Genomic DNA, 22253 nt, shown 5'->3' with positions numbered 1-22253 from the left:
CATGCAATGAGTTCCCGACGGCCTGTCGGTAAATTCGGCGGAACGTACAGGACCGCGGAGATCAGCCGCCCAGCGCCTGAAGATCCGCCCCCGCCCAGCGCTTCCCCGTCCCGATCAGCGCCACCTCGCGTACGTCATCGCCCTCGCCACCCCGCTCGATGACGACGTGCAGCCGGTCGTCGGACAGCTCCTCGACCTTCCCCTCGCCCCACTCCACGACCACGACCGACTCCGGCAGCGCGAGATCCAGGTCCAGGTCCTCCATCTGGTCGAGCCCGCCCGGCAGCCGGTAGGCATCGACATGCACCAGCGGCGGCCCGCCGGCCAGCGACGGATGCACCCGGGCAATGACAAAGGTCGGCGAGGTCACGGCCCCCCGCACCTGCAGCCCCTCCCCCAGCCCTCTGGTCAGCGTCGTCTTCCCCGCCCCCAGCTCCCCGGTGAGCAAAACGAGATCCCCGGCCCGCAGCAGCCCGGCCAGCGCCCGGCCCAACTCCTGCATGCGATCGGCGGACTTGACGGTGATACGGGCCGTAACGGAAGCGGACGAAGAAAGCTGCTGGTCCATGCCGCCGATGTTAGAGGCTCTGCTGCGAGGCCCCGTCCTCCCGCCCCCGCGCGGAGCGGCGGCCGCGGCCCAGCTCCGCTGCCCCGTACGCGCTGGCCCGTGCCAGCAGGGCGACCAGGGCGTCGTTGACGCCCTCCGGATGTTCCAGCATGACCAGGTGGCCGGCGTCCTCGACGACGATGTACTCCGTGTCCGGGAGCAGCTCGGCGATCGTGTCGCTGTGCTCGGGCGGGGTGACCAGGTCCTTGTCGCCGCACAGCACCAGCGCGGGACGGTCGGCGTACGCGGCCGCCAGCGCGTCCGCCTTGTCGTGGTCGCCGAAGGCCGGGTAGAACTCCGCGACCACGTCGATCGGCGTGGCCTCGATCATCCGCTCGGCGAAGCGCGAGATGGCCGGGTCGATGTCGTGGGCGGAGAACGAATACCGCTTGATGATCCCGGCGAAGAGATCGGAGGTGGCGTGCCGCCCCTTCTCGACCAGCCCCACATGCCCGCCGAGCAGCTTCAGCACGCCGGGCGCCAGCCGCTGGAAGGCGCGCGCCCCGGCCACCGGCAGCCCGAAGTTGACCTGCCCGAGCCCGCCGGTCGACGTGCCCACGAAGGCGGCGCCCGCGACCCGCTCCGCCACCACCTCCGGATACTGATCGGCGAGCGCCATCTGCGTCATGCCGCCCATCGAGTGCCCGACGAGCAGCAGCGGCCCCTCCGGCGCCGCCGCGTCCAGCACCGCCTTCAGATCCCGCCCCAGCTGCTCGATGGTGACGGGCTCGCCCTCCAGCTGCCCCGCGCCCCGCGCGGACCGGCCGTGGCTGCGCTGGTCCCAGTAGACCGTACGGACGATGCCGCGCAGCGCCGCCCGCTGAAAGTGCCAGGAGTCCTGGCTGAGGCAGTAGCCGTGCGAGAAGACGACGGTCAGCGGCGCCGGCGAGCGGCGGCTGAAGCGGCGCTTCTTGGGCCGCACCGCGCCTTCGAGGGGGAAGTCCTCGACCTCCTCGACCTCGTAGTGCAGCTCGGTGCCGTCGTCGGCGACCGCGGTGCCCTTGCGCCCGCGCAGAATCCCGTACGGGCTGGCCGCGTCCAGCGCCAGCCGCGCCCGGCGCCGCATGCCGCGCCCGACGGTCAGCCGCTCCAGCGCCACGCCGGCCGCGGCCCCCGCGGCCACGACGCCGATCGCGGCACCCGCGACGCCCGCGGTACGCCCGGCCTTCGCCCACCCTCCCGGCGGTGTCGCCTCACTCATGCTTCCGAGCCTCCCACGTAGACGCGCGGTACGCGGGTGCTGATGCGCGTGACGATCTCGTACCCGATGGTGCCGGCGGCCCGCGCCCAGTCTTCGGCGGTCGGCTCGCCGTGGTCGCCGGGGCCGAAGAGAACCGCCTCGTCGCCCGCGCTGGCGGCGTCCCCGCCGAGGTCGATGACGAACTGATCCATGGCGATCCGCCCGGCCGCCGTCCGCCACTTCCCGGCCACCAGCACCGGGCCGGAGCCGGAGGCGTGCCGCGGGATGCCGTCGCCGTAACCGAGCGGGATGAGGCCGAGGGTGGTGTCGCCCGGGGTGATGTAGTGATGCCCGTACGAGATGCCGTGTCCTGACGGAACGTGCTTCACCAGGGCGAGGGGCGCGGTGAGCGTCATGACGGGCTTGAGGCCGAAGTCGGCGGGGACGCCCAGCTCGGGGCTGGGCGAGAGGCCGTAGCTCGCGATGCCTGGCCTGACGAGGTCGAAGTGCGTCTCGGGGAGGCTCAGCGTGGCCGGGGAGTTGGCGAGGTGGCGTACTTCGGGGCGCAGGCCGGCGGCCTCGGCTCTGTCGAGGGCCTCGCGGAAGGCGGCGATCTGCGGCGCGATGGAGGGGTGGCCGGGCTCGTCGGCGCAGGCCATGTGCGACCACACGCCGGTGACCTGGATGACGCCCTCGGCCTCGGCGGCGCGCGCGGCGGCGGTCAGCTCCGGCCAGTCGGCGGGCTGGCAGCCGTTGCGGCCGAGGCCGGTGTCGGCCTTGAGCTGGACGCGGGCCGTACGGCCCGCTGTGCGCGCGGCGGCGGTGACCTCCTTGAGAGCCCACGTTGCGCTGATGGTGACGTCGACGTCGGCCTCGATGGCGTCCCGCCACGGCCCGCCCGGCGTCCACAGCCAGCACAGCAGCCGCCCGCGATCGCCTGCGGCGCGCAGCCGGAGCGCTTCGTACGGAGTGGCCACGCCGACCCACTCCGCGCCGGCCGCGCGCGCCTCGCGGGCGATGGGGACGGCGCCGTGTCCGTACGCATCGGCCTTGACGACCGCCATGAGGGCGCGGCCGGGGGCCCGTTCCCGCAGCGCGGCGAGGTTCGCCCGGTAGGCGGCCAGGTCGATGCGGGCGTGCGGCTGGGCTGGTGTTTCGCTCATCGGTGACAGTGTCCCATCACGGGTGGCGGGAGCCGCCTTCGCTGGGGCCGCCGGGGCCGCTGCGGCTGCCGCTGCCGCGGATGTCCCGCCAGACGGCCGGGAGCGCGGCTGCCAGCTCGTGGGCGCCGAGGGGTGCGCCATTCGCGGCCTCACGGCCGGCCAGGCCGTGGAGGTACGCGCCTGCGCTCGCGGCGTCGCGGGCCTTGAGGCCCGCTGCGAGGAGTGAGCCGGTGACGCCGGAGAGGACGTCGCCGCTGCCGGCGGTGGCGAGCCAGCCGGTGCCGGTCGGGTTGACCCGTACGGGAGCCTCCTTGCCGGCGACCAGTGTGGTCGAGCCCTTGAGCAGGGCTGTCGCGCCGTACGCGGCGGCGAGCTCCCGCACTGCCGTGAGGCGTCCCGCCTCGACCTCTGTGCGCTCCACGCCGAGCAGCGCGGCGGCCTCGCCCGCGTGTGGGGTGAGCAGGGTCGGGGCGCTGCGGGCCCGTACCCGCTCGCGGTCGAGCAGCCGCAGGCCGTCGGCGTCGACGAGCACCGGGACGTCCGAGTCGAGCACGTCGTCGAGCGCCTGCTGCGCGACGGGACCGTCGCCGAGACCCGGGCCGACCACCCAGGCCTGCACGCGACCGGCCTTGTGCGGTGGTCCCGCGTGCACGAGCGCCTCGGGGTAGCGCGCGATGACGGCGTCCGCCGCCGGGCCTACGTAGCGGACGGCGCCCGCACCGCCATGGAGAGCGCCGCCGACGGCGAGGACCGCGGCTCCCGGGTAGCGCTCGGAGCCGGCGACGATGCCGACGACGCCGCGGCGGTATTTGTCGCTCTCGGGGGTGGGCTGGGGCAGGAGGGCTGCTACGTCGGCGTGCTGGAGGGCCTCCAGGTCGGGTTTTTCGGGGAGGTACGGGCTCAGGCCGATGTCGATCAGCCTGAGGGCGCCGGCGCGTTCGGCTGCCGGGTCGATGAGGAGGCCCGGTTTGTACGTACCGAAGGTCACGGTCGCGGCGGCGGTGACCGCCTCGCCGGTGAGTTCGCCGGTGTCGGGGTCGATGCCGCTGGGGAGGTCGACGGCGACGATGGGGGCGGTGGCGTGGGTGAGGAGGGCGGCGGCGTCGTCGCGGAGGCCGCCCTTGCCGCCGATGCCGACGATGCCGTCGAGGATGAGGTCGGCTTCGGCGACGGCTTGGGCTGGGCTGGTCTCGGCGATGCGGCCGCCGGCCCGGCGCAGCGCGGTGAGGCCGTCCGGGTGGGTGCGATCGGGGCGCAGCAGGACCGCGGTCACCGCGGCTCCTCGGCGGGCGAGGCGGGCGCCGGCGTAGAGGGCGTCGCCGCCGTTGTCGCCGGAGCCGACGAGGAGGGTGACGCGGGCTCCGTAGACGCCGGAGAGCAGGTCTGCGCAGGCGGCGGCGAGGCCGGCGGCGGCGCGCTGCATCAGCGCGCCTTCCGGCAGGGTCGCCATCAGCGCGGCTTCCGCGGTCCTTACGGTCTCAACGCGATGTGCTGTCCTCATGTGGACATCCTGTGGCTTCGCCACGGAGTCCTCAATCGCCGGACGGGCTTGTGGGTGGGTGGGCCGGTCCGAGTTCCGCGACACAGCCGAAAAAGCCCGCTTCGCTAAGACTTTTTCGGCTGCGTCGCTCCACTCGGCCCTCCTCCCGGAGGGAGGGTCAGGCTGAGCTCGGGGTTCACCGCGCAGCGGTCAGCTGGACCTGGTCGCCCTTGCCGGACTTGAGGGTCAGGTCGTTGCCGTCGCCGGCGATGGAGAGCTTGCCCTTCAGGACCTTGTGCAGCGTGCTTTCCAGGCGGTCCGCGCTGCCGCCGCAGGCCATCATCGTCGAGGTCCACTTGCCGTCGAAGTCGACCGCCTCGGGGCCTACCTTCGCGGCCGAGCTGCCACCGTTGCAGACGCGGAGGTTCGCCCGGCTGCCCTTGATCTCCAGCGTCGCCGCCTTGCCCCGGACTGGCTCCGCCGCGAGGCGTTTGCCGGACATCGTTACGCTCTGGACCTCCCAGACCGTCCCGGCCACGGGGCGCGCCGGTTTCTCGCTGGCCGCGCCTACCTGGCCTTTGTCCTTGGCGCCTGAGCCGCCGCCGTCTGCCTTCTCGTCTCCGCACCCGGCCAGCGTCAGGGTCACCGCGCCTACCGCCGCGAGAACTGCACATGTCATCTTCCGCATGCCGCTGTGACGTACGCCCGGGGCTTCGGGTTCCACCGGCATCACCCTTCGGCGATGACCACCGCGGAAGCGACCCCCGCGTCATGGCTGAGCGACACATGCCAGGCCCGTACGCCGAGCTCCGCCGCCCGCAGGGCCACCGTGCCGCGGACCCGCAGATACGGCCGGCCCCCGGCCTCCGTGCACACCTCGGCGTCGTGCCAGTGCAGCCCGGCGGGCGCGCCCAGCGCCTTCGCCAGTGCCTCCTTCGCCGCGAAGCGGACCGCCAGCGAGGCGACGCCGCGGCGGTCGCCGCTGGGCAGTACCTGCTCGGAGGGCAGGAACAGGCGGTCGAGGAGGTCGGGCGTGCGCTCCAGGGCCTCCCCGAAACGGTCGACCTCGGCTACGTCGATCCCCACCCCGATGATCACGGCACTCCAGCCTCACTCCACCGTCACGGACTTCGCCAGATTACGCGGCTGATCGACCTCGTTCCCGCGGGCCGTGGCCAGTTCGCAGGCGAAGACCTGGAGCGGCACCGCCGCCACCATCGGCTGCAGGAGCGTGGGGGTGCGCGGCACCCGTACGAGATGGTCGGCGTACGGCACCACCGTCTCGTCCCCCTCCTCCGCGATGACGATCGTCATCGCCCCCCGCGCGCGGATCTCCTGGATGTTGCTGACGATCTTGTCGTGCAGGACGGAGCGGCCGCGGGGGGACGGTACGACGACTACTACCGGCACCCCGTCCTCGATCAGCGCGATCGGCCCGTGCTTCAGCTCGCCCGCGGCGAACCCCTCGGCGTGCATATACGCCAGCTCCTTGAGCTTCAGCGCCCCTTCAAGCGCGACCGGGTAGCCCACATGCCGGCCCAGGAAGAGCACCGTGTTCTTCGCGGCCAGGCCGCGTGCCAGGGCCCGTACGGGCTCCATCGTGGCCAGCACCTCGTCCACCTGCTCGCCGATCCGCGCCAGCTCGCCGACGACCTCGCCTACCTCGTCACCCCACTTGGTGCCGCGCACCTGGCCGAGGTAGAGCGCCACTAGGTAGCAGGCCACCAGCTGCGTCAGGAAGGCCTTCGTCGAGGCGACCGCCACCTCGGGTCCGGCATGCGTGTACAGCACCGCATCCGACTCCCGCGGGATTGTCGAGCCGTTGGTGTTGCAGATCGCCAGCACCTTCGCCCCCTGCTCGCGCGCGTGCCGGAGCGCCATCAGGGTGTCCATCGTCTCGCCCGACTGGCTGATGGCGACGACGAGCGTGCGGTGGTCCAGGATCGGGTCGCGGTAGCGGAACTCGCTGGCCAGCTCCGTCTCGCACGGGATCCGGGTCCAGTGCTCGATGGCGTACTTGGCGATCATTCCCGCGTGATGCGCGGTCCCGCAGGCCACGATCACGATCTTGTCGACCTCGCGCAGCTCGGCGTCGCCGATCCGCAGCTCGTCCAGGGCCAGCCGGCCCTCGCCGTCGATGCGGCCGAGGAGGGTGTCGGCGACCGCCTTCGGCTGCTCGGCGATCTCCTTGAGCATGAAGTAGTCGTAGCCGTCTTTTTCGGCCGCCGAGGCGTCCCAGTCGATGTGGTACGTGCGTACCGCCGCCGGCTCGCCGTCGAAGTCGGTGACCGCGACATGGCCTCCGCGGCGGAGCTCGACCACCTGGTCCTGGCCCAGCTCGATGGCCTCGCGGGTGTGGGCGATGAAGGCGGCGACGTCGGAGGCGAGGAAGGCCTCGTCCTCGCCGATGCCGACCACGAGCGGTGAGTTGCGGCGTGCTCCCACGACCACGTCCGGATCGTCCGCATGGGCCGCCACCAGCGTGAACGCGCCCTCCAGGCGGCCGCATACGTGGCGCATCGCCGCCGCCAGGTCGCCGAGGCCGGCGTACTCCTCCGCCAGCAGGTGCGCGACCACCTCGGTGTCGGTCTGCGACAGCAGCTCGTGGCCGCGGTCGGTGAGCTCCGCGCGCAGCTTGGCGAAGTTTTCGATGATGCCGTTGTGGACGACGGCGACGTTGGTGGCGTTGTCCAGGTGCGGGTGGGCGTTGCTGTCCGTGGGCGGGCCGTGCGTGGCCCAGCGGGTGTGGCCGAGGCCGCTGGTGGCGGCCGGGAGGGGGTGCTCGGCGAGCTCCTTCTCCAGGTTGGCCAGCTTGCCGGCCTTCTTCGCCGCCGACAGGCCGCCGTCCGCGAGGACGGCGACGCCCGCCGAGTCGTAGCCGCGGTACTCCAGCCTGCGCAGGCCGCTCAGGACTACTTCAAGGGCGTCCTGATTTCCGACATACCCCACAATTCCGCACATAAAGTGAGAGTACGATGCGCGCCCCCCAAGTCAGCGGCCCCACGCCAGGCGCTCTATCGCGTCCTCGACCAGCTCGAGGTATTCCACCTCCTCGCAGCGCGGCTTGCTGCCCATGCGGTAGAGGTCGAGCGACTCGACGAGGTTCTCCTCCAGGTCCTCGTCGGGCAGCTCGTCGGAGAGATCTTCCAGCACGTCATTGTGACCGGACATAAACGCCCCCCTGGCGATTTTTCGGTGAGGGGAACGTATACGGAGTGGACCCGGCAGGTATAGACCTCCGGGGGACCCGACATGAGGCCGGTGATCGGCTCGGGCAGACTGGAGGCCGTGACCTCGCCCCCTACCGCCGCGTCCACCACGCCGTATGTCGACCTCTCGCGTGCGGAGTGGAGCGCGCTGCGCGAGAAGACGCCGCTGCCGCTGACCGCCGATGAGGTCGAGCGGCTGCGCGGCCTCGGGGACGTCATCGACCTGGATGACGTCAGAGACGTCTATCTGCCGCTGTCCCGGCTGCTCAATCTGTACGTGGGCGCGACCCATGGGCTGCGGCACGCGGTGAACACCTTCCTCGGCGACACCGGCAATGGGCGGGCACAGGCAGGCACTCCTTTTGTGATCGGCATCGCGGGGAGCGTGGCCGTGGGGAAGTCCACGACGGCGCGGCTGCTGAAGGCGCTGCTTGCGCGGTGGCCGGAGCATCCGCGGGTGGAGCTGGTGACGACCGATGGGTTTCTGCATCCGAATGCCGAGCTGCAGCGGCGTGGATTGATGTCGCGGAAAGGTTTCCCCGAGTCGTACGACCGGCGGGCCCTCACGCGGTTCGTGGCCGATGTGAAGGCGGGCAAGGCGGAGGTCACGGCGCCTGTCTACTCCCACCTGATCTACGACATCGTGCCCGGGGAGCGGCTGACCGTGCACCGGCCCGACATCCTGATCGTCGAGGGGCTGAACGTGCTGCAGCCCGCCCTGCCGGGGAAGGACGGGCGGACCCGGGTGGGGCTTGCCGACTATTTTGATTTCTCGGTGTACGTCGACGCGCGGCCCGAGGACATCGAGCGGTGGTATCTGCAGCGCTTCAAGAAGCTGCGGGAGACCGCCTTCCAGAATCCGTTCTCGTACTTCCGCAAGTACACGCAGGTCTCGGAGGAGGAGGCGCTGGCGTACGCCCGTAACACCTGGCGCACGATCAACGAGCCGAATCTGCGCCAGAACGTCGCCCCCACGCGCGGGCGGGCCACGCTCGTGCTGCGCAAGGGGCCCGACCACAAGGTGCAGCGGCTCTCGCTCCGGAAGCTGTAGCCCGTACGGCTACGGCTACGCTCTGGCGCATGCTGCACCTCCGCATCCAGACGCCGTCCGCGCGGACCGAGGAAGTCCTCGGCCTCATCCACAAGACGGTGGGTACCACCCATGTGGCCCTTCTGCCGGGCGCCTCCCTCGAACCCGAGGGCGACATCGTGATGTGCGATGTGGCCCGGGAGGCCGCGGACGGGCTGCTGCAGCAGCTGCGGGAGCGGGGGCTGTGCGACGAGGGCGCGGTGGCGGTGGACCACGTCGACCTCAGCCTCTCCAAGCGCGCCGATCAGGCCGAGCGGGATGCGCCTGGTGAGGGCGCCGACGCGGTGGTGTGGGAGTCGCTGGTCGAGGAGACGCACGAGGAGTCGACGCTGTCGGTCACGTTCGTCGCGATGCTGACCCTGGCGACGCTGCTGGCCGCGTGCGGCGTGATGATCGACAGCGCGATCCTGATCGTGGGGGCGATGGCGGTGGGCCCGGAGTTCGGGCCGCTGGCCGGGATGTGTGTGGCGCTGGTGCAGCGGCGGCCGCGGCTGGTGGCGCGGTCGCTGATCGCGCTGCTCGCGGGCTTTGCGGCGGCGATGCTGTTCACCCTCGGCTTCAGCCAGCTGATGGACGCCCTCGGATACTTCACCGTGGGGCATCTGCAGAGCGGCGACCGGCCGCAGACAGCATTCATCACGAACCCCGACGCGTTCTCGTTCATCGTGGCACTCCTCGCCGGCGCCGCCGGCACCCTCTCGCTTACCTCGTCGAAGTCCGGCGCCCTGGTCGGCGTCGCGATCTCGGTGACCACGGTCCCCGCCGCCGCCAACGCCGCCATCGCCCTGAGCTACAGCAACTTCAGCCAGGCCCGGGGCTCCACCGAGCAGCTGCTGCTCAATCTGCTGGGCATTGTGGTGGCGGGCACGCTGACGCTGCTGATCCAGAAGCTGTACTGGTCCATCCAGCACGAGACGGTCATCCAGCATCTGCGGCGTGCCGCCCGTACCCAGAAGACACACGGGCACCTCTAGCCGGGAAGCCAGGAAAGTCCAACCACGTCCCGCTCGGGTGCATGGACCCTCCGTCAACTCGCCTGATAGGCCTGGCAGTCGCCGTGTCCCCGACTCCGGGAGCAGCCCATGCCCGTCGTCCGCATCGCCCTGGTCGCCGGGGCCCTGCTGGCCACCGCCATGACCGCGCCGCCCGCGCAGGCCGAGGCGGCCGCAGCGCCGCCGCCGGTCACGGTCCCCGCCGTACGGCACTGGGAAGCCGCCCCCGGCACCTGGGAGTTGACCCGCGGCAGCCGGATCGTCATCGACGACCGGGCCCTCGCCGGCGTGGCCGAGATGCTGTCGGGCGAGCTGGCCGAGCAGGAGGGCGTACGGCCCCGTATCGCCACTGGCGCTCCCCGGTCACACGACATCGCGCTGGCCCTCGGCGGCAAGGCGCCCGGGGACAGCCCCGAGGGGTACGAGCTCAAGCTCGGCGCCGCGGCCCGCGTAACCGCCGCCGACCGGCGCGGCGCCCTGTACGGCACGCGCACCCTGCTCCAGGCGCTGCGTACGGCCAAGGACCCGCGCGCCGTCGCCCGCGGCACCATCCGCGACTGGCCCACCCAGGGCTCCCGCGGCCAGATGCTCGACGTGGGCCGCCGCTACTTCACGGTGGACTATCTCAAGCAGCAGATCCGGCAGCTGGCCTGGTACAAGCTCAACACCTTCCACCTGCACCTGAGCGACTGGAACGGCTACCGCGTCGAGAGCGCCAAGCACCCGGAGATCGTCGCCGACGAGCACTACAGCGTGGCGGAGCTGCGCGAGCTGGAACGCTACGCCGCCCGCTATGGCATCACCATCGTCCCGGAGATCGACCTCCCGGGGCATGCCGTGTCCATCGGCGACGCCCGCCCCGACCTGGCCTTCAGCTGCGAGTCGATGTCCCGGCCCAACAACAGCTGGGAGGGCTCCGACCGCGGCCACTGGACCCTCGACTACACCAAGCCGGCCACCCGCGCCTTCGCCCGCGACCTGGTCGGCGAGGTGGCGGACATCTTCACCCGCAGCCCGTACGTCCATGTCGGCACCGATGAGATCCCGCTGGCCGGCGAGCAGAACAAGTGCCCGGAGCTGGTCGCGTACCAGAAGAAGCAGGGCTATCCGCACCCCGGGGACGTCCTCGTCGAGTTCATCGACGACCTCGACGCCGCCGTCCGCGCCAAGGGCAAGACCACCCAGATCTGGCAGTGGTGGGACTACCAGCAGGACACCAGCATCGACCCCGACAAGCGCATCGTCGTCAACGAATGGCTGGCCCCGCCGGAAGAGCGCGCCAAGCAGGGCTATCCGACGATCGGTACCCAGGACGGCAAGCTGTACGTGTCCCCCGGCTTCGGCGCCAAGCCCGGCGACTACGGCTTCTTCGACATCCGCACCACCTACCGCGACTACGCCTTCACGGCCGCCCCCGGCATACTCGGCTACCGCGTCTCGCGCTGGTCCGACCGCACCCAGACGCTGCCGCTGACCTGGGTCGACTACTTCGCCCGCCGCCCGCTCGCCGTCGTCGCCGACCGCACGTGGGCGACCCCGGCGGGCTCGGACGTACGGCCCTTCCTCGACCGCTACGACCAGGTCGGCGACGCGGGCCCGGTGGACGTACACGCGGCGACCGGCGCCATCAACCCGGGCATGCTCTCCCAGGACGGCTGGCGGGCGAGCGCGACGAGCGCGGAGACGGCCGGCGAGGCGGGACAGGCGGCGCGGGCCGTGGACAACGACCCGTACACGCACTGGCACAGCGCCTACGACGCGCAGCTGCCGCAGCAGCTGACCATCGACCTGGGGAGCCGCCAGCGCATCGCGGGCATCCGCCAGATGCCGCGCCAGGACGGCGGCATCAACGGCCGGGTGCGCGACTACGAGGTCCTCGTCTCGGACGACGGCAAGCGGTGGCGCAAGGTCGCCGCGGGCGCCTTCCCGGAGGAGCGTACGGAGCACCAGGTGCCGTTCGCGCCGGTCACGGCCCGGCATGTGGCGCTGCGCGTGCTGAGCGAGCACGGGGAGTCGGGGAGCTTTGCGTCGGTGGCCGAGCTGGACGTGATCCGGGCCCGTTAGCCGTCGAGGACGGCCAGGTCGAGGCCGGCGAGGCGGTCGGGGTCGCCGATCACGTCGATCCCGGTGATCTTGCCATGCGCGATGGTGAAGGCCAGGACCACGGACAGGCGGCCGTGCGGGGCCATTGCCAGACCGAGCGTCCCGTCGATGAGCGCGGGGCCGGTGAACCGGGCCCGTCCCGTGGCCGCCATCGCCCCCTTGGCCACGGCCTGGGCGCCGCGGACCACGATGGGCTCGGAGGTGAGGGTGGCCGCCTGGTCGGCGTGCAGCACCACGTCCGGGTGGAGCAGGGCGACCAGCGCCTGGAAGTGCCCGCCGCGGGTGGCGGCCAGGAAGGCGTCGACGACCTCGCGGTGGCGGGCCGTATCAGCTGCGGGCGCTGGGGAACCGCCCTTGACGCGGCGGCGGGCGCGGCTGGCGAGCTGCCGGGTCGCGGCCGGGGAGCGCTCCAGCATCAGAGCGATCTCCTCGAAGGGCACAGCGAACATGTCGTGCAGCACAAAGGCGAGCCGCTCGGCGGGCGACAGCCGGTCGAGCACCACCAGCATGGCCACCCCGAGCGAGTCGGCCAGCTCCGCTTCCTGCTCGGGGTCGGCGCCGTCCGCGGGGAGCAGCGGGTCGCGGCCGTGCCCGTCGATGGGCTCCTCGCGGCGGCGGGCACGGGTGCGCAGCATGTTCAGGCACACCCGGCCCACCACCGTGGTCAGCCAGCCGGTGAGGTTCTCCACTCCGCTGATGTCCGCGCGGGCGGCCCGCAGCCAGGCCTCCTGCAGGGCGTCGTCGGCCTCGCTGAGCGAGCCGAGCATCCGGTAGGCCACCGCCTGCAGATGGGGCCGGTCAGCCTCGAAGCGGTCGATCGGCAGATTCTTTTCGCGCACCGTGTCACACCCCTCCCCCGCCCGGTGTCAGAGCGGCAGAACCCGGAAACCGGGCACCGCGCAAGCTTCGGAGGCATCATGACACTCGTACTGGTCACCGGCGGCACCGGCACCCTCGGCCGCCACGTCACCCCGCTGCTGACCGCCGCCGGTCGCCAGGTGCGCGTGCTCAGCCGGCACCACCGCGAGCCCGGCGAGGGCATCGCGTACGTGACCGGCGACCTGCTCAAGGGCGAGGGCGTCGAGGCGGCCGTGGCCGGCGCCGATGTCGTCCTGCACCTGGCGGGCGGGCCCAAGGGCGACGACGAGGCGACCCGGCACCTGGTGGCCGCCGCGCAGGCCGCGGGCGTACGGCACCTGGTGTACATCTCGGTCATCGGCGCCGACGCCATCCCGCTGGGCTACTTCCGGGCCAAGCTGGGCGCCGAGCAGGCCGTGACCGGCAGCGGGATCCCGTGGACGATCCTGCGCGCCGCCCAGTTCCACGACCTGGCCCTGACCGTGGCGGAGAAGATGGCGAAGCTGCCGGTGCTCCCCGCCCCGGGCGGGATGCGGTGGCAGCCGGTCGACTCGCGCGACGTGGCGGCCCGGCTGGTGGAGCTGACGCTCGGCGCACCGGCGGGGCGGGTGCCCGACCTGGCGGGCCCTGAGGTGTACGAGTTCGCCGAGCTGGCGCGCGGCCACCTGCGGCTGCGCGGCAAGCGCCGGCCGGCCCTGCCGGTGCGGATGCCGGGCAAGGTCGGCCGCGCGTACCGGGCCGGCGAGAATCTCACCCTCCGCGGCGCCGACACCGGCAAGCGGACGTGGGAGGAGTTCCTGGCCGAGCGGCTGCAGCGGGCGGAGCGGCCGGAGCGCTAGCCGAGCGCGGACTTCACCACGTCGGCGAGGCGGCCGGCGACCGAGCGGGCCTGGTCGATGTCCGCGGCCTCGACCATGACCCGTACCAGCGGCTCCGTGCCCGACGAGCGCAGCAGGACGCGGCCGGTCTCGCCGAGCTCGCGCTCGGCTTCCGCCACCGCGGCGCCTACCTCGGGGGAGGAGGACACCCGGGACTTGTCGACGTCCGGGACGTTGACCAGGACCTGCGGCAGGCGCTCCATGACCGCGGCCAGCTCGGACAGGGGGCGGCCCGTCGCCGCCACCCGGGCCGCCAGGAGCAGGCCGGTCAGGGTGCCGTCGCCGGTGGTGGCGTGGTCGAGGACGATGACGTGGCCGGACTGTTCGCCGCCGAGAGCGTAGCCGCCGCGCTTCATCTCCTCCAGGACGTAGCGGTCGCCGACCGCGGTCTGGAGGATCTCGACGCCCTCGCGCTCCAGCGCCAGCTTGAAGCCGAGGTTCGACATCACGGTCGCGACGACGGTGTTGTGCCGCAGCGCGCCCGCGTCGCGGAGCGCCAGCGCCAGTACGGCCATGATCTGGTCGCCGTCGATCTCCTCGCCGGCGGCGTCCACGGCCAGGCAGCGGTCGGCGTCGCCGTCGTGGGCGATGCCCAGGTCGGCGCCGTGTTCGAGGACGGCGGCCTTGAGCTTGTCCAGGTGGGTGGAGCCGTAGCCGTCGTTGATGTTGAGCCCGGTGGGGTCGGTGCCGATCGTGATGACCTCGGCGCCGGCGCGCTGGAACGCCTCGGGCGACACGCGCGCGGCCGCGCCGTGCGCGCCGTCGATGACGATCTTGAGGCCGTCGAGCCGGTTCGGCATGACCCCGAGAAGGTGGGCCACGTACCGGTCGAAGCCCTCCTCGTAGCGGCGCACGCGCCCCACGCCCGCGCCCGTCGGCCGCGCCCACGGCTCGCCGTGCTCGTGCTTGTGGTACATCTCCTCGATGGCGTCCTCGAGCTCGTCGGAGAGCTTGTGGCCGCCGCGGGCGATGAACTTGATGCCGTTGTCGGGCATCGGATTGTGCGAGGCGGACAGCATCACGCCCAGGTCCGCGCCCAGCGCGCCGGTCAGATACGCCACCGCGGGCGTCGGCAGCACGCCGACCCGCAGCACGTCGACACCGGCGCTGGCGAGCCCCGCCACCACCGCCGACTCCAGGAACTCTCCGGACGCCCGGGGATCGCGACCGACCACCGCCTTCGGGCGGTGATCGTCCTGCGCGCCCGCCTTGGCCAGCACATGCGCCGCGGCGACCGACAGGCCGAGCGCCATCTCGGCGGTCAGGTCCGCGTTGGCCACCCCACGCACGCCATCGGTTCCGAAGAGTCGAGCCACTGGTGTTCCTCCGAGATCAGCTCACGGCAGGTTTTGATTACCTTCTGACAGATATACGCCTTTGAAGACCATACGCGAACGCCCCGGCGGCACTGTGAAGTGCCACCGGGGCGGTACGCGTTTGGGACGCGATGGGTACAACCAGGCGCGAGGTCAGCGCTTGGAGTACTGCGTACCCTTACGGGCCTTCTTGAGACCGGCCTTCTTCCGCTCCACCGCACGGGCGTCACGGGTGAGGAAGCCGGCCTTCTTGAGCGGGCCGCGGTTGTTGTCGACGTCCGCCTCGTTCAGCGCACGGGCGACGCCCAGGCGCAGCGCGCCGGCCTGGCCGGAGATGCCGCCGCCGGAGATGCGGGCGACGACGTCGTAACGGCCGTCGAGCTCGAGCACCTTGAAGGGCTCGTTGACTTCCTGCTGGTGCACCTTGTTCGGGAAGTAGCCGTCCAGCGTACGGCCGTTGACCTTCCACTTGCCGGTGCCCGGGATGATCCGGACGCGGGCGATGGCGTTCTTGCGGCGGCCGGTGCCGGCGGCCGGCTGCGGGTCGCCGAAGCGGCCGGCGAGCGACTCGGAGCTGTACTCCGAGGCGGCCTCGGCCGGGGTCTCGGTCGTGTACTCCTCGGGGGCCTCGACGGCCTCCTCGATGGTCTCCTCTGCAGTGGTCTCAGCCACGAATGCTCCTCAGATTCTTTTCGTCTAGGGGTGTGGCCGGACTTACTGCGCGACCTGGGTGATCTCGAACGGAACCGGCTTCTGAGCACCGTGCGGGTGCTCGGTGCCGCGGTAGACCTTCAGCTTCGAGAGCATCTGACGGCCCAGGGTGTTCTTCGGGAGCATGCCCTTGACGGCCTTCTCGATGGCCTTCTCCGGGGACTTCTCCAGGAGCTCCTCGTAGCGCATGGAGCGCAGACCACCCGGGTAGCCGGAGTGGCGGTAGGCGAGCTTCTGGGTCCGCTTGTTGCCGGAGAGGTGCACCTTGTCGGCGTTGATGATGATGACAAAGTCACCAGCGTCGATGTGGGGCGCGTACACCGGCTTGTGCTTCCCGCGGAGAAGCGTGGCGGCCTGGGTGGCCAGGCGGCCGAGGACGACGTCCTCGGCATCGATGACGTGCCACTGGCGCTCGACGTCGCCGGGCTTGGGGCTGTACGTACGCACGGTCGTAGCCTTCACTTCTTCAATGAGTGGGTCCTGACAAGGCCACCAGGCGATCACCGCAGCCCTGGCGGCACGCGCGGGTGACGCAACCCGGGTGCACGAGGCTGGGATCAGCTGGTGAGCCGGTGTAAGGGCCCTCTCACGTGAGAATGAGCAAGCCAATACACATAACGAACTAGAAGGGTACCGGCTCCCCGCCAGGCAGGTCAAAACAGGGTTAGCGGGACCTCACCACCCTGCCCTCGTCCCACACGGCCTCCGGGGTCTCCCGGACCCTCCCGTCCGCGCCAAAGACCAGGAAGCGGTCGAAGCTCTTCGCGAACCAGCGATCGTGCGTGACAGCCAGCACAGTCCCCTCGTACGCCTCCAGCCCCTCCTGCAGCGCCTCCGCCGACTCCAGGTCGAGGTTGTCCGTCGGCTCGTCCAGGAGCAGCGCAGTCGTCCCCCGCAGCTCCAGCAGCAGGATCTGGAAGCGCGCCTGCTGCCCGCCCGACAGCTTGTCGAAGGGCTGCTCCGCCTGCTTCGTCAGCTCGTAGCGCCGCAAGGCGCTCATTGCCGCGCCGCGGTCCTTCGCATGCTCCTTCCACAGGATGTCGAGGAGCGTGCGGCCCTCCAGCTCGGGATGGGCGTGGGTCTGGGCGAAGTGGCCCGGCACCACCCGCGCGCCGAGCTTCCAGGCCCCGGTGTGGGCGACGTCGTCGCCCGCCAGCAGCCGCAGGAAGTGCGACTTCCCGGAGCCATTGCTGCCGAGGACTGCGACCCGCTCCCCGTAGAAGACCTCCAGCGAGAAGGGCTTCATCAGCCCGCTCAGCTCAAGGTTCTCGCAGGTCACAGCCCGTACGCCGGTCCGCCCTCCGCGCAGCCGCATCTTGATGTCCTGCTCCCGCGGCGGCTGCTGCGGCGGCCCGGCCTCCTCGAATTTTCGCAGCCGGGTACGGGCGGCCTGCAGCCGCGAGGCCATGTCCGAGTTGAAGGCGGCCTTCTGCTTGTACATGATCACGAGCCGCTTGAGCTTCGCATGCTCCTCGTCCCACCGCTTCCGCAGCTCCTCGAAGCGCTCGAAGCGCTCCTTGCGCGCCTCGTGATACGTGTCGAAGCCCCCGCCATGCACCCACACGTCACTCCCCGCGGGCCCCGGCTCCACACTCACGATCTTCTCCGCCGACCGCGCCAGCAGCTCCCGGTCGTGGGACACGAAGAGCACGGTCTTCGCCGTCTCCCGCAGCCGCCCCTCCAGCCAGCGCTTCCCGGGCACATCCAGATAGTTGTCCGGCTCGTCGAGCAGCAGCGTCTCGTCCGTCCCCCGCAGCAGCGCCTCCAGTACGAGCCGCTTCTGCTCGCCCCCGGACAGCGTCCGCACCTCACGCCACTGCGCCCGCTCGTACGGGGTGCCGAGCGCGGCCATCGTGCACTTGTCCCAGAGCGTCTCGGCCTCGTACCCGCCGACCTCCGCCCAGTCCGCGAGCGCCTGCGCGTACCGCATCTGATCGGCCTCGCTGTCCCGGGTCATGATCGCGTGCTCGGCCTCGTCCACGGCCGCGGCAGCCTTCCGTATCCGCGGCTGCGATACGGAAACCAGCAGGTCACGCACCGTACGCTCATCGCGGACCGACCCCACGAACTGCGGCATCACCCCGAGCCCACCGCTGGCCGTGACGGTCCCCCCGTGCGGCTCCAGCTCCCCGCTCAGCAGCCGCAGCAGCGTCGTCTTCCCCGCCCCATTGGCCCCCACCAGGGCATACGCGGCCCCCTCCCCGACCCGGAACGAGGCGTCGGCGAGCAGCGGCCGCCCGTCGGGCAGGTAGTACTCCAGGTGCGCGGCTTCGAGGTGACCCATGGGCGCGATTCTCCAGGGGGCGGAGGATCCCGGCCACCGAATTCCGGGCGGCTCGGCGCAGCCGCTACAGTTCCGCCCATGAGTTTTGGGTACGGCGGGGGCCCGGCCCCCGACTGGCAGCAGCTGGCCTCGCAGGCCGAGGCCGCGCGCAAGCGCAAGCGCGCCGTCCTCCTCATCGTCTCCGCCGTCGTCGCCACCCTGGTGGTCGCCGGCGTCGTCGCCGCGGCCGTGATCACCTCGGGCGACGGCAGCCCCTCCGCCGACGACAGCAGCCTGCCCTCGCCGCAGAAGCTGGACGACAAGGACGCCGACCCGACGTTCTCCGACGTCAAGCCGCCGCCGGACCCGATGGACTTCATCTCCACGGCGAAGAACGACAAGGCGCCGCTCTCCGTCGGCACCCTCTTCCCGGACAAGAAGGCGAGCATCGCCGGGCGCAACTACAACCGCGGCGCCACCAGCACCACCAAGGGCTGCACGAAGGCGACCCAGGAGGGCCTCGGCGCCGTACTCAAGAAGAACGGCTGCGACACCGTCTACCGCGCCACCTACACCCGCTCCGGCGTCGCCGTCACCATCGGCGTCGCGGTCTTCGAGAACACGGACAAGGCCGGCGCCGCCGCGAAGCAGGCGAAGGGCAATGTCACCCCGCTCCCCGGCTCGGGCGTCCCGCAGTTCTGCCGCGGCACGGCCTGCCGGCTGACCGCCAACTACCTCGGCCGGTACGCCTACTTCACGATCGCCGGCTACACGAACGGCAAGGACGTGGCCGTCGGCGAGAGCAAGTCGAAGGCGGCCGTGAAGGACGCCGCCGAGCTGACCCACGAGCGCCTGATGGCCCGCGGCCGCAGCCAGGCATCGGCGGCGGCGGAGGCCGAGGACCAGTAGCCCGGTCAGCGCCTGGGGGCAGTAGCCCAGGTCAGTACGGCCGCCGCCCGTGCCCGTACCGGAACAGCGGCTCTCCCCCGCCGGTCCCGGCCTGCGCGACAGGACCCGCGGCCGTACGCGGCCAGGCCACCGGCAGCCGCCCGCTGAACCCGCCCCCGAAGAGCGCATCCGTGATGCCCTCCCCCTCGGTCCCGGGCAGCCATGAGGCGACAAAGGCATTTGTCTCCTTCAGCTGCCCGCCGATGGCCAGCGGCCGCCCGGAGTACAGCACCCCCACGCACTTCTTCGCCCGCGAGCAGACATCCCCGAGCTCCCGCGCATTCCGCTCCCCCAGCGCCAGATCCTTCGCGTCCCCGAACCACTCCGCGTACGGCTTCTCCCCGCCGACCCAGATCCCGACGTCCCCGCGCCCCTTGGTGACGACCTCGATGCCGGTCCCGGCCGTGGCCTTCCGCAGCGCATGCAGGAAGGTCGTGCCCGTCGTCGTACGCCCCTTGCCGCCCTGCCACCCCATCGACCAGCCGCCCAGCTGCCGCCCGAGGTCATCGGCGCCATTGCCGCCGACCACGATCCGGTAGCGGCCCTTCTTCCGCAGCGGCAGCACGCCGTCGTTCTCCAGCAGCACCTGCGACCGCCGCACCGCCTCCCGCGCCACCTTCCGGTGCGCGGCCGAACCCACCTGGCGGGTCAGCTCCCGCCGGCCGGCGGCGGGTGCGTCGAAGAGCCCCATCCGCTCTTTTACGGTCAGAATCCGCCGCACGGCATCATCGACCCGCCCGCGCGGGATGCTTCCGTCCTTCACCCCGCCCACGATGGCGTCCCGCACCCCGCGGTAGTCCTTGGACACCATCACCATGTCGACACCGGCATTCACGGCCCGCGCCACCTGCTCGGGCAGGCCCTTCCCCGGCAGCTGCTGCACCCCGTCGTAATCGCTGACCACGAAGCCCTTGAAGCCGAGCTCGCCCTTGAGGACGCCGGTGAGGAGCTTCTTGTCCCCGTGCGTCTTCACGCCGTCGACGCTGGAGTAGCTGGCCATCACCGACCCGACGCCGGCGCGGATCGCCTCGCGGTACGGGGCGAGGTGGACCTCGCGGAGTTCGGCGTCGCCGACGCGTACGTCGCCCTGGTCGAGGATCCGGTCCCCGTCGGCCGTCCCGTACGCCGTCCCGCCGTCCCCGACGAAGTGCTTGGCGGTGGCGAGCACGGAGCCGCGCCCGAGCGCCTTGCCCTGCGTGGCTCTCACCGAAGCCGCGCCCAGCTTCCCGACCAGGGCCGGGTCCTGGGCGTAGCCCTCGTACGTCCGCCCCCACCGCGCATCGCGCGGCACGCACAGGCAGGGCGTGAAGTTCCAGTTCACGCCGGACCCCAGGGCCTCGTCCCTCGTAACCCGCTCGGCCCGCGCGACCAGCCGCGGGTCGCGCGCGGCCCCCATCCCGATGTGATGCGGAAAGATCACGGCCCCCCGCACCGCGCTCATGCCATGCACGGCATCGGCCCCGTACAGCAGCGGAATCCCCAGCCGGCTCCGCCCGGCCGCCCGCTGATACCCCTCGACCATCCCGGCCCACTCGGCGGCGGTCCCCGCCTTCCCCTTGGGCCCGCCGTCATCGCCCCCGCTCAGCATGGCCCCAATGCCGAGCCGCCCAAGATCCCGCCGGTCCGCCAGGAAGGCATTCTGCAGCTGAATCATCTGCCCGGCCTTCTCGCCGAGCGTCATCTGCTCCAGGCAGCCGTCAGCACCGGAGCATCGGGCCCGCGCCCCTTCGGACCGCTCGGCCTCGGGCGCGTCACCAGGCGCGGAGCAAGCGGCAAGCAGGGCGAGCAGAACGGCACCGAGCACAGAGCGACCACGCATACGCACAATGGAACCGCTCGAAGCCGGACAATCCCGGCACGCCGCGCCGCGATGAGCGCGACCGCACCCGGCAGCGCAAGGAGGGGACGGAGTGGAGCGACGCCGCCGAAAAAACCCAGCGTCCCCAGCGGCGGCTGACCACCACGTTTTTTCGGTGGTGTCGCGGAACTCCGTCCCCGGCCCACGCCCAACAGCTAGCCGAGCGATCGCACCTGCCGCGCCTCAAGATTCCGCGCCGCCAGCTCCCCGTCCGCCGGATATCCGACCTCCTCCAGCGTCAGCCCATGCGGCCGCACCACCTGCACCGAAGAATCCCGCACCCGCGCCGCCAGCACCTCACCCGGCCACGAGACCCCCCGATGCCCGTCCCCGGTGAAGAGCATCGCCCCCACCAGCGCCCGCACCATGTTGTGGCAGAAGGCATCCGCCTTCACGGTCGCCTCCAGCACACCCTCCCCCGTACGCTCCCACCGCAGCTCCAGCAGCCGCCGGATCGTCGTCGCGCCTTCCCGCCGCTTGCAGTACGCCGCGAAGTCGTGCTCCCCGAGCAGCTTCTCCGCCGCCGCGTTCATCACCTCCACGTCCAGCGGCCAGTTGTGCCACAGCACATGCCCCCGCAGCAGCGGATCGACGCCCCCCGGATGATCCGACACCCGGTACACGTACCGCCGCCACACGGCCGAGAACCGCGCGTTGAAGTGCGCCGGTGCCTCCGCCACCCCCCACACCCGCACATCCATCGGCAGCCGCCCGGCAAGCCGCCGCCGCAGCCCCGCGGCACCGTGCTCCGCCCACAGCGACTCCGGCAGATCCACATGCGCCACCTGCCCCCGCGCATGCACCCCGGCGTCCGTCCGCCCCGCGACCGTCAGCTCGAAGGGCTCCGGCTGCCGCGTGACCACCTGCAGCGCGCTCTCCAGCTCGCCCTGCACGGTCCGCTTGCCGAGCTGCGCGCCCGTCTGCTTTGCCCAGCCGTGGAAATCCCGGCCGTCGTACGAGAGGTCGAGCCGGACTCGCACGAACCCGGGAGCCACCTCATCAGTCACGCGCTGCATATGCCCCTCGTTGCCAAGCCGTCAAATTTTGAACAGAACCCTGTGACGTGTCCACCGCAACCACCATTGCCCGCACCGGTGTCTCCTATCCCGTCCGGCACAGCACATCGATTCACGGGGGAAACGATGAACATCTGGACCAAGCGCGGCGCCGCCGCCCTCGCCACCGGCATTCTCGCCGTTTCGCTCACCGCCTGCGGCGGCGACAGCGGCGATGGCGGTACGAAGACCGACGCGGGCAAGCCGCTCGGCAAGCCCGCCGCCGTGAAGCAGGTCGACGGCGACGGCGCCATGGACGACGTCACCACGCAGGCCGGCGGCAACATCGGCCCGGGCGCCCGCGGCTACCGCGTCCGCTGTGTGCAGGAGTTCATGGACTCCTGGAAGCCGACCACCGTCGACGGCATCTACGGCAAGAAGACCGCCGCCTCCGTCCGCTACTACCAGGGCATCAAGCACATCTCCCGGGACGGCATCGTCGGCCCGGTCACCGCCAAGAAGATGCGCGCCGACGCCAAGAAGTACGGCTGGGGCGAGTGGGCGGGCGCCTGCAACAAGTACCTCCCGTAAAAGCACCGCCA

General features: G+C 71.6%; 21 protein-coding genes. 6 read left to right on the top strand and 15 right to left on the bottom strand.

What is annotated here, in order from left to right; genetic code table 11:
* Positions 1–61 precede the first annotated feature (61 nt).
* The 8 genes from tsaE to ACNNMR_RS26875 all read right to left on the bottom strand — a co-directional run bounded on the left by tsaE (position 62) and on the right by ACNNMR_RS26875 (position 7601).
* Complete coding sequence (gene tsaE / locus ACNNMR_RS26910) at positions 62–568, bottom strand: tRNA (adenosine(37)-N6)-threonylcarbamoyltransferase complex ATPase subunit type 1 TsaE (protein ID WP_419997249.1); 507 nt, start codon at positions 566–568, stop codon at positions 62–64.
* A gap of 10 nt (positions 569–578) precedes the next feature.
* Positions 579–1808 carry an alpha/beta fold hydrolase gene (locus tag ACNNMR_RS26905; RefSeq protein WP_419997248.1) on the bottom strand — a complete coding sequence of 410 codons (1230 nt, stop codon included), beginning with the start codon at positions 1806–1808 and terminating at the stop codon, positions 579–581.
* A complete protein-coding gene (alr, locus tag ACNNMR_RS26900) occupies positions 1805–2950 on the bottom strand; it encodes an alanine racemase (protein WP_419997247.1) in 1146 nt (381 codons plus the stop codon). Before alr ends, ACNNMR_RS26905 begins: the two co-directional genes overlap by 4 nt.
* 16 nt (positions 2951–2966) lie before the next feature.
* Positions 2967–4451, bottom strand: coding sequence for an NAD(P)H-hydrate dehydratase (locus tag ACNNMR_RS26895; protein ID WP_419997246.1), 1485 nt, complete (start codon positions 4449–4451; stop codon positions 2967–2969).
* A 175-nt stretch (positions 4452–4626) separates the two neighbouring features.
* A complete protein-coding gene (locus ACNNMR_RS26890) occupies positions 4627–5109 on the bottom strand; it encodes an META domain-containing protein (protein WP_419997245.1) in 483 nt (160 codons plus the stop codon).
* Between the two features lie 50 nt (positions 5110–5159).
* Complete coding sequence (locus ACNNMR_RS26885; RefSeq protein ID WP_419997244.1) at positions 5160–5528, bottom strand: holo-ACP synthase; 369 nt, start codon at positions 5526–5528, stop codon at positions 5160–5162.
* 12 nt (positions 5529–5540) lie between these two features.
* Complete coding sequence (gene glmS / locus ACNNMR_RS26880) at positions 5541–7391, bottom strand: glutamine--fructose-6-phosphate transaminase (isomerizing) (protein WP_419997243.1); 1851 nt, start codon at positions 7389–7391, stop codon at positions 5541–5543.
* Positions 7392–7421: 30 nt separating this feature from the next.
* Positions 7422–7601, bottom strand: a complete 180-nt coding sequence (locus ACNNMR_RS26875; RefSeq protein WP_419997242.1) for a hypothetical protein — start codon at positions 7599–7601, stop codon at positions 7422–7424.
* Between the two features lie 81 nt (positions 7602–7682).
* Between ACNNMR_RS26875 and coaA the strand changes: the two genes are divergently transcribed.
* From coaA to ACNNMR_RS26860, 3 genes are all read left to right on the top strand, one after another.
* Positions 7683–8690, top strand: a complete 1008-nt coding sequence (gene coaA, locus ACNNMR_RS26870; protein WP_419997241.1) for a type I pantothenate kinase — start codon at positions 7683–7685, stop codon at positions 8688–8690.
* Positions 8691–8719: 29 nt separating this feature from the next.
* A complete protein-coding gene (locus ACNNMR_RS26865; protein WP_419997240.1) occupies positions 8720–9703 on the top strand; it encodes a DUF389 domain-containing protein in 984 nt (327 codons plus the stop codon).
* 108 nt (positions 9704–9811) lie between these two features.
* Positions 9812–11785, top strand: a complete 1974-nt coding sequence (locus ACNNMR_RS26860; RefSeq protein WP_419997239.1) for a family 20 glycosylhydrolase — start codon at positions 9812–9814, stop codon at positions 11783–11785.
* Here the strand turns inward: ACNNMR_RS26860 and ACNNMR_RS26855 are convergent.
* Complete coding sequence (locus ACNNMR_RS26855; RefSeq protein WP_419997238.1) at positions 11782–12663, bottom strand: sigma-70 family RNA polymerase sigma factor; 882 nt, start codon at positions 12661–12663, stop codon at positions 11782–11784. The genes ACNNMR_RS26860 and ACNNMR_RS26855 overlap by 4 nt on opposite strands.
* A gap of 78 nt (positions 12664–12741) precedes the next feature.
* Here ACNNMR_RS26855 and ACNNMR_RS26850 point away from each other — a divergent pair, with 78 nt between their 5' ends.
* A complete protein-coding gene (locus ACNNMR_RS26850; RefSeq protein WP_419997237.1) occupies positions 12742–13521 on the top strand; it encodes an SDR family oxidoreductase in 780 nt (259 codons plus the stop codon).
* On the opposite strand, the gene glmM is transcribed toward ACNNMR_RS26850, so the two are convergent.
* The 4 genes from glmM to ACNNMR_RS26830 form a co-directional block, all read right to left on the bottom strand.
* Positions 13518–14876, bottom strand: a complete 1359-nt coding sequence (glmM, locus tag ACNNMR_RS26845) for a phosphoglucosamine mutase (protein ID WP_419997236.1) — start codon at positions 14874–14876, stop codon at positions 13518–13520. The genes ACNNMR_RS26850 and glmM overlap by 4 nt on opposite strands.
* 153 nt (positions 14877–15029) lie before the next feature.
* The gene (gene rpsI / locus ACNNMR_RS26840; RefSeq protein ID WP_419997235.1) at positions 15030–15548 is read right to left on the bottom strand and encodes a 30S ribosomal protein S9; all 519 of its coding nucleotides are present in this window, start codon (positions 15546–15548) and stop codon (positions 15030–15032) included.
* A gap of 42 nt (positions 15549–15590) precedes the next feature.
* Positions 15591–16034 carry a 50S ribosomal protein L13 gene (gene rplM, locus ACNNMR_RS26835; RefSeq protein ID WP_420000482.1) on the bottom strand — a complete coding sequence of 148 codons (444 nt, stop codon included), beginning with the start codon at positions 16032–16034 and terminating at the stop codon, positions 15591–15593.
* 217 nt (positions 16035–16251) lie between these two features.
* Positions 16252–17871, bottom strand: a complete 1620-nt coding sequence (locus ACNNMR_RS26830; protein ID WP_419997234.1) for an ABC-F family ATP-binding cassette domain-containing protein — start codon at positions 17869–17871, stop codon at positions 16252–16254.
* A 78-nt stretch (positions 17872–17949) separates the two neighbouring features.
* Here ACNNMR_RS26830 and ACNNMR_RS26825 point away from each other — a divergent pair, with 78 nt between their 5' ends.
* Positions 17950–18759 carry a hypothetical protein gene (locus ACNNMR_RS26825; RefSeq protein WP_419997233.1) on the top strand — a complete coding sequence of 270 codons (810 nt, stop codon included), beginning with the start codon at positions 17950–17952 and terminating at the stop codon, positions 18757–18759.
* A 31-nt stretch (positions 18760–18790) separates the two neighbouring features.
* Here ACNNMR_RS26825 and ACNNMR_RS26820 read toward each other — a convergent pair whose 3' ends face one another.
* The gene (locus ACNNMR_RS26820) at positions 18791–20617 is read right to left on the bottom strand and encodes a glycoside hydrolase family 3 protein (protein WP_419997232.1); all 1827 of its coding nucleotides are present in this window, start codon (positions 20615–20617) and stop codon (positions 18791–18793) included.
* 194 nt (positions 20618–20811) lie between these two features.
* Positions 20812–21663 carry a tRNA pseudouridine(38-40) synthase TruA gene (gene truA, locus ACNNMR_RS26815; protein WP_420000481.1) on the bottom strand — a complete coding sequence of 284 codons (852 nt, stop codon included), beginning with the start codon at positions 21661–21663 and terminating at the stop codon, positions 20812–20814.
* Between the two features lie 135 nt (positions 21664–21798).
* Here truA and ACNNMR_RS26810 point away from each other — a divergent pair, with 135 nt between their 5' ends.
* Positions 21799–22242 (top strand): peptidoglycan-binding domain-containing protein, encoded by a 444-nt coding sequence (locus ACNNMR_RS26810; protein WP_419997231.1) that lies wholly within the window; start codon positions 21799–21801, stop codon positions 22240–22242.
* The last annotated feature ends 11 nt before the right edge of the window (positions 22243–22253 follow it).

Source organism: Streptomyces boninensis (assembly GCF_048572725.1).
Lineage (GTDB): Bacteria > Actinomycetota > Actinomycetes > Streptomycetales > Streptomycetaceae > Streptomyces > Streptomyces boninensis.
The sequence above is the reverse complement of the archived record's forward strand: the minus strand, read 5'-3'. Positions and strand labels throughout refer to the sequence as shown.

What these genes read in the sequence shown, in the direction of transcription:
- ACNNMR_RS26890 (WP_419997245.1), bottom strand. Translation starts at nt 5,109, where the DNA reads ATGACATGTGCAGTTCTCGCGGCGGTAGGCGCGGTGACCCTGACGCTG.
- ACNNMR_RS26830 (WP_419997234.1), bottom strand. Translation starts at nt 17,871, where the DNA reads ATGGGTCACCTCGAAGCCGCGCACCTGGAGTACTACCTGCCCGACGGG.
- ACNNMR_RS26825 (WP_419997233.1), top strand. Translation starts at nt 17,950, where the DNA reads ATGAGTTTTGGGTACGGCGGGGGCCCGGCCCCCGACTGGCAGCAGCTG.
- ACNNMR_RS26860 (WP_419997239.1), top strand. Translation starts at nt 9,812, where the DNA reads ATGCCCGTCGTCCGCATCGCCCTGGTCGCCGGGGCCCTGCTGGCCACC.
- ACNNMR_RS26905 (WP_419997248.1), bottom strand. Translation starts at nt 1,808, where the DNA reads ATGAGTGAGGCGACACCGCCGGGAGGGTGGGCGAAGGCCGGGCGTACC.
- tsaE (WP_419997249.1), bottom strand. Translation starts at nt 568, where the DNA reads ATGGACCAGCAGCTTTCTTCGTCCGCTTCCGTTACGGCCCGTATCACC.
- ACNNMR_RS26850 (WP_419997237.1), top strand. Translation starts at nt 12,742, where the DNA reads ATGACACTCGTACTGGTCACCGGCGGCACCGGCACCCTCGGCCGCCAC.
- alr (WP_419997247.1), bottom strand. Translation starts at nt 2,950, where the DNA reads ATGAGCGAAACACCAGCCCAGCCGCACGCCCGCATCGACCTGGCCGCC.
- ACNNMR_RS26875 (WP_419997242.1), bottom strand. Translation starts at nt 7,601, where the DNA reads ATGTCCGGTCACAATGACGTGCTGGAAGATCTCTCCGACGAGCTGCCC.
- ACNNMR_RS26810 (WP_419997231.1), top strand. Translation starts at nt 21,799, where the DNA reads ATGAACATCTGGACCAAGCGCGGCGCCGCCGCCCTCGCCACCGGCATT.
- coaA (WP_419997241.1), top strand. Translation starts at nt 7,683, where the DNA reads ATGAGGCCGGTGATCGGCTCGGGCAGACTGGAGGCCGTGACCTCGCCC.
- ACNNMR_RS26895 (WP_419997246.1), bottom strand. Translation starts at nt 4,451, where the DNA reads ATGAGGACAGCACATCGCGTTGAGACCGTAAGGACCGCGGAAGCCGCG.
- ACNNMR_RS26820 (WP_419997232.1), bottom strand. Translation starts at nt 20,617, where the DNA reads ATGCGTGGTCGCTCTGTGCTCGGTGCCGTTCTGCTCGCCCTGCTTGCC.
- glmS (WP_419997243.1), bottom strand. Translation starts at nt 7,391, where the DNA reads ATGTGCGGAATTGTGGGGTATGTCGGAAATCAGGACGCCCTTGAAGTA.
- ACNNMR_RS26865 (WP_419997240.1), top strand. Translation starts at nt 8,720, where the DNA reads ATGCTGCACCTCCGCATCCAGACGCCGTCCGCGCGGACCGAGGAAGTC.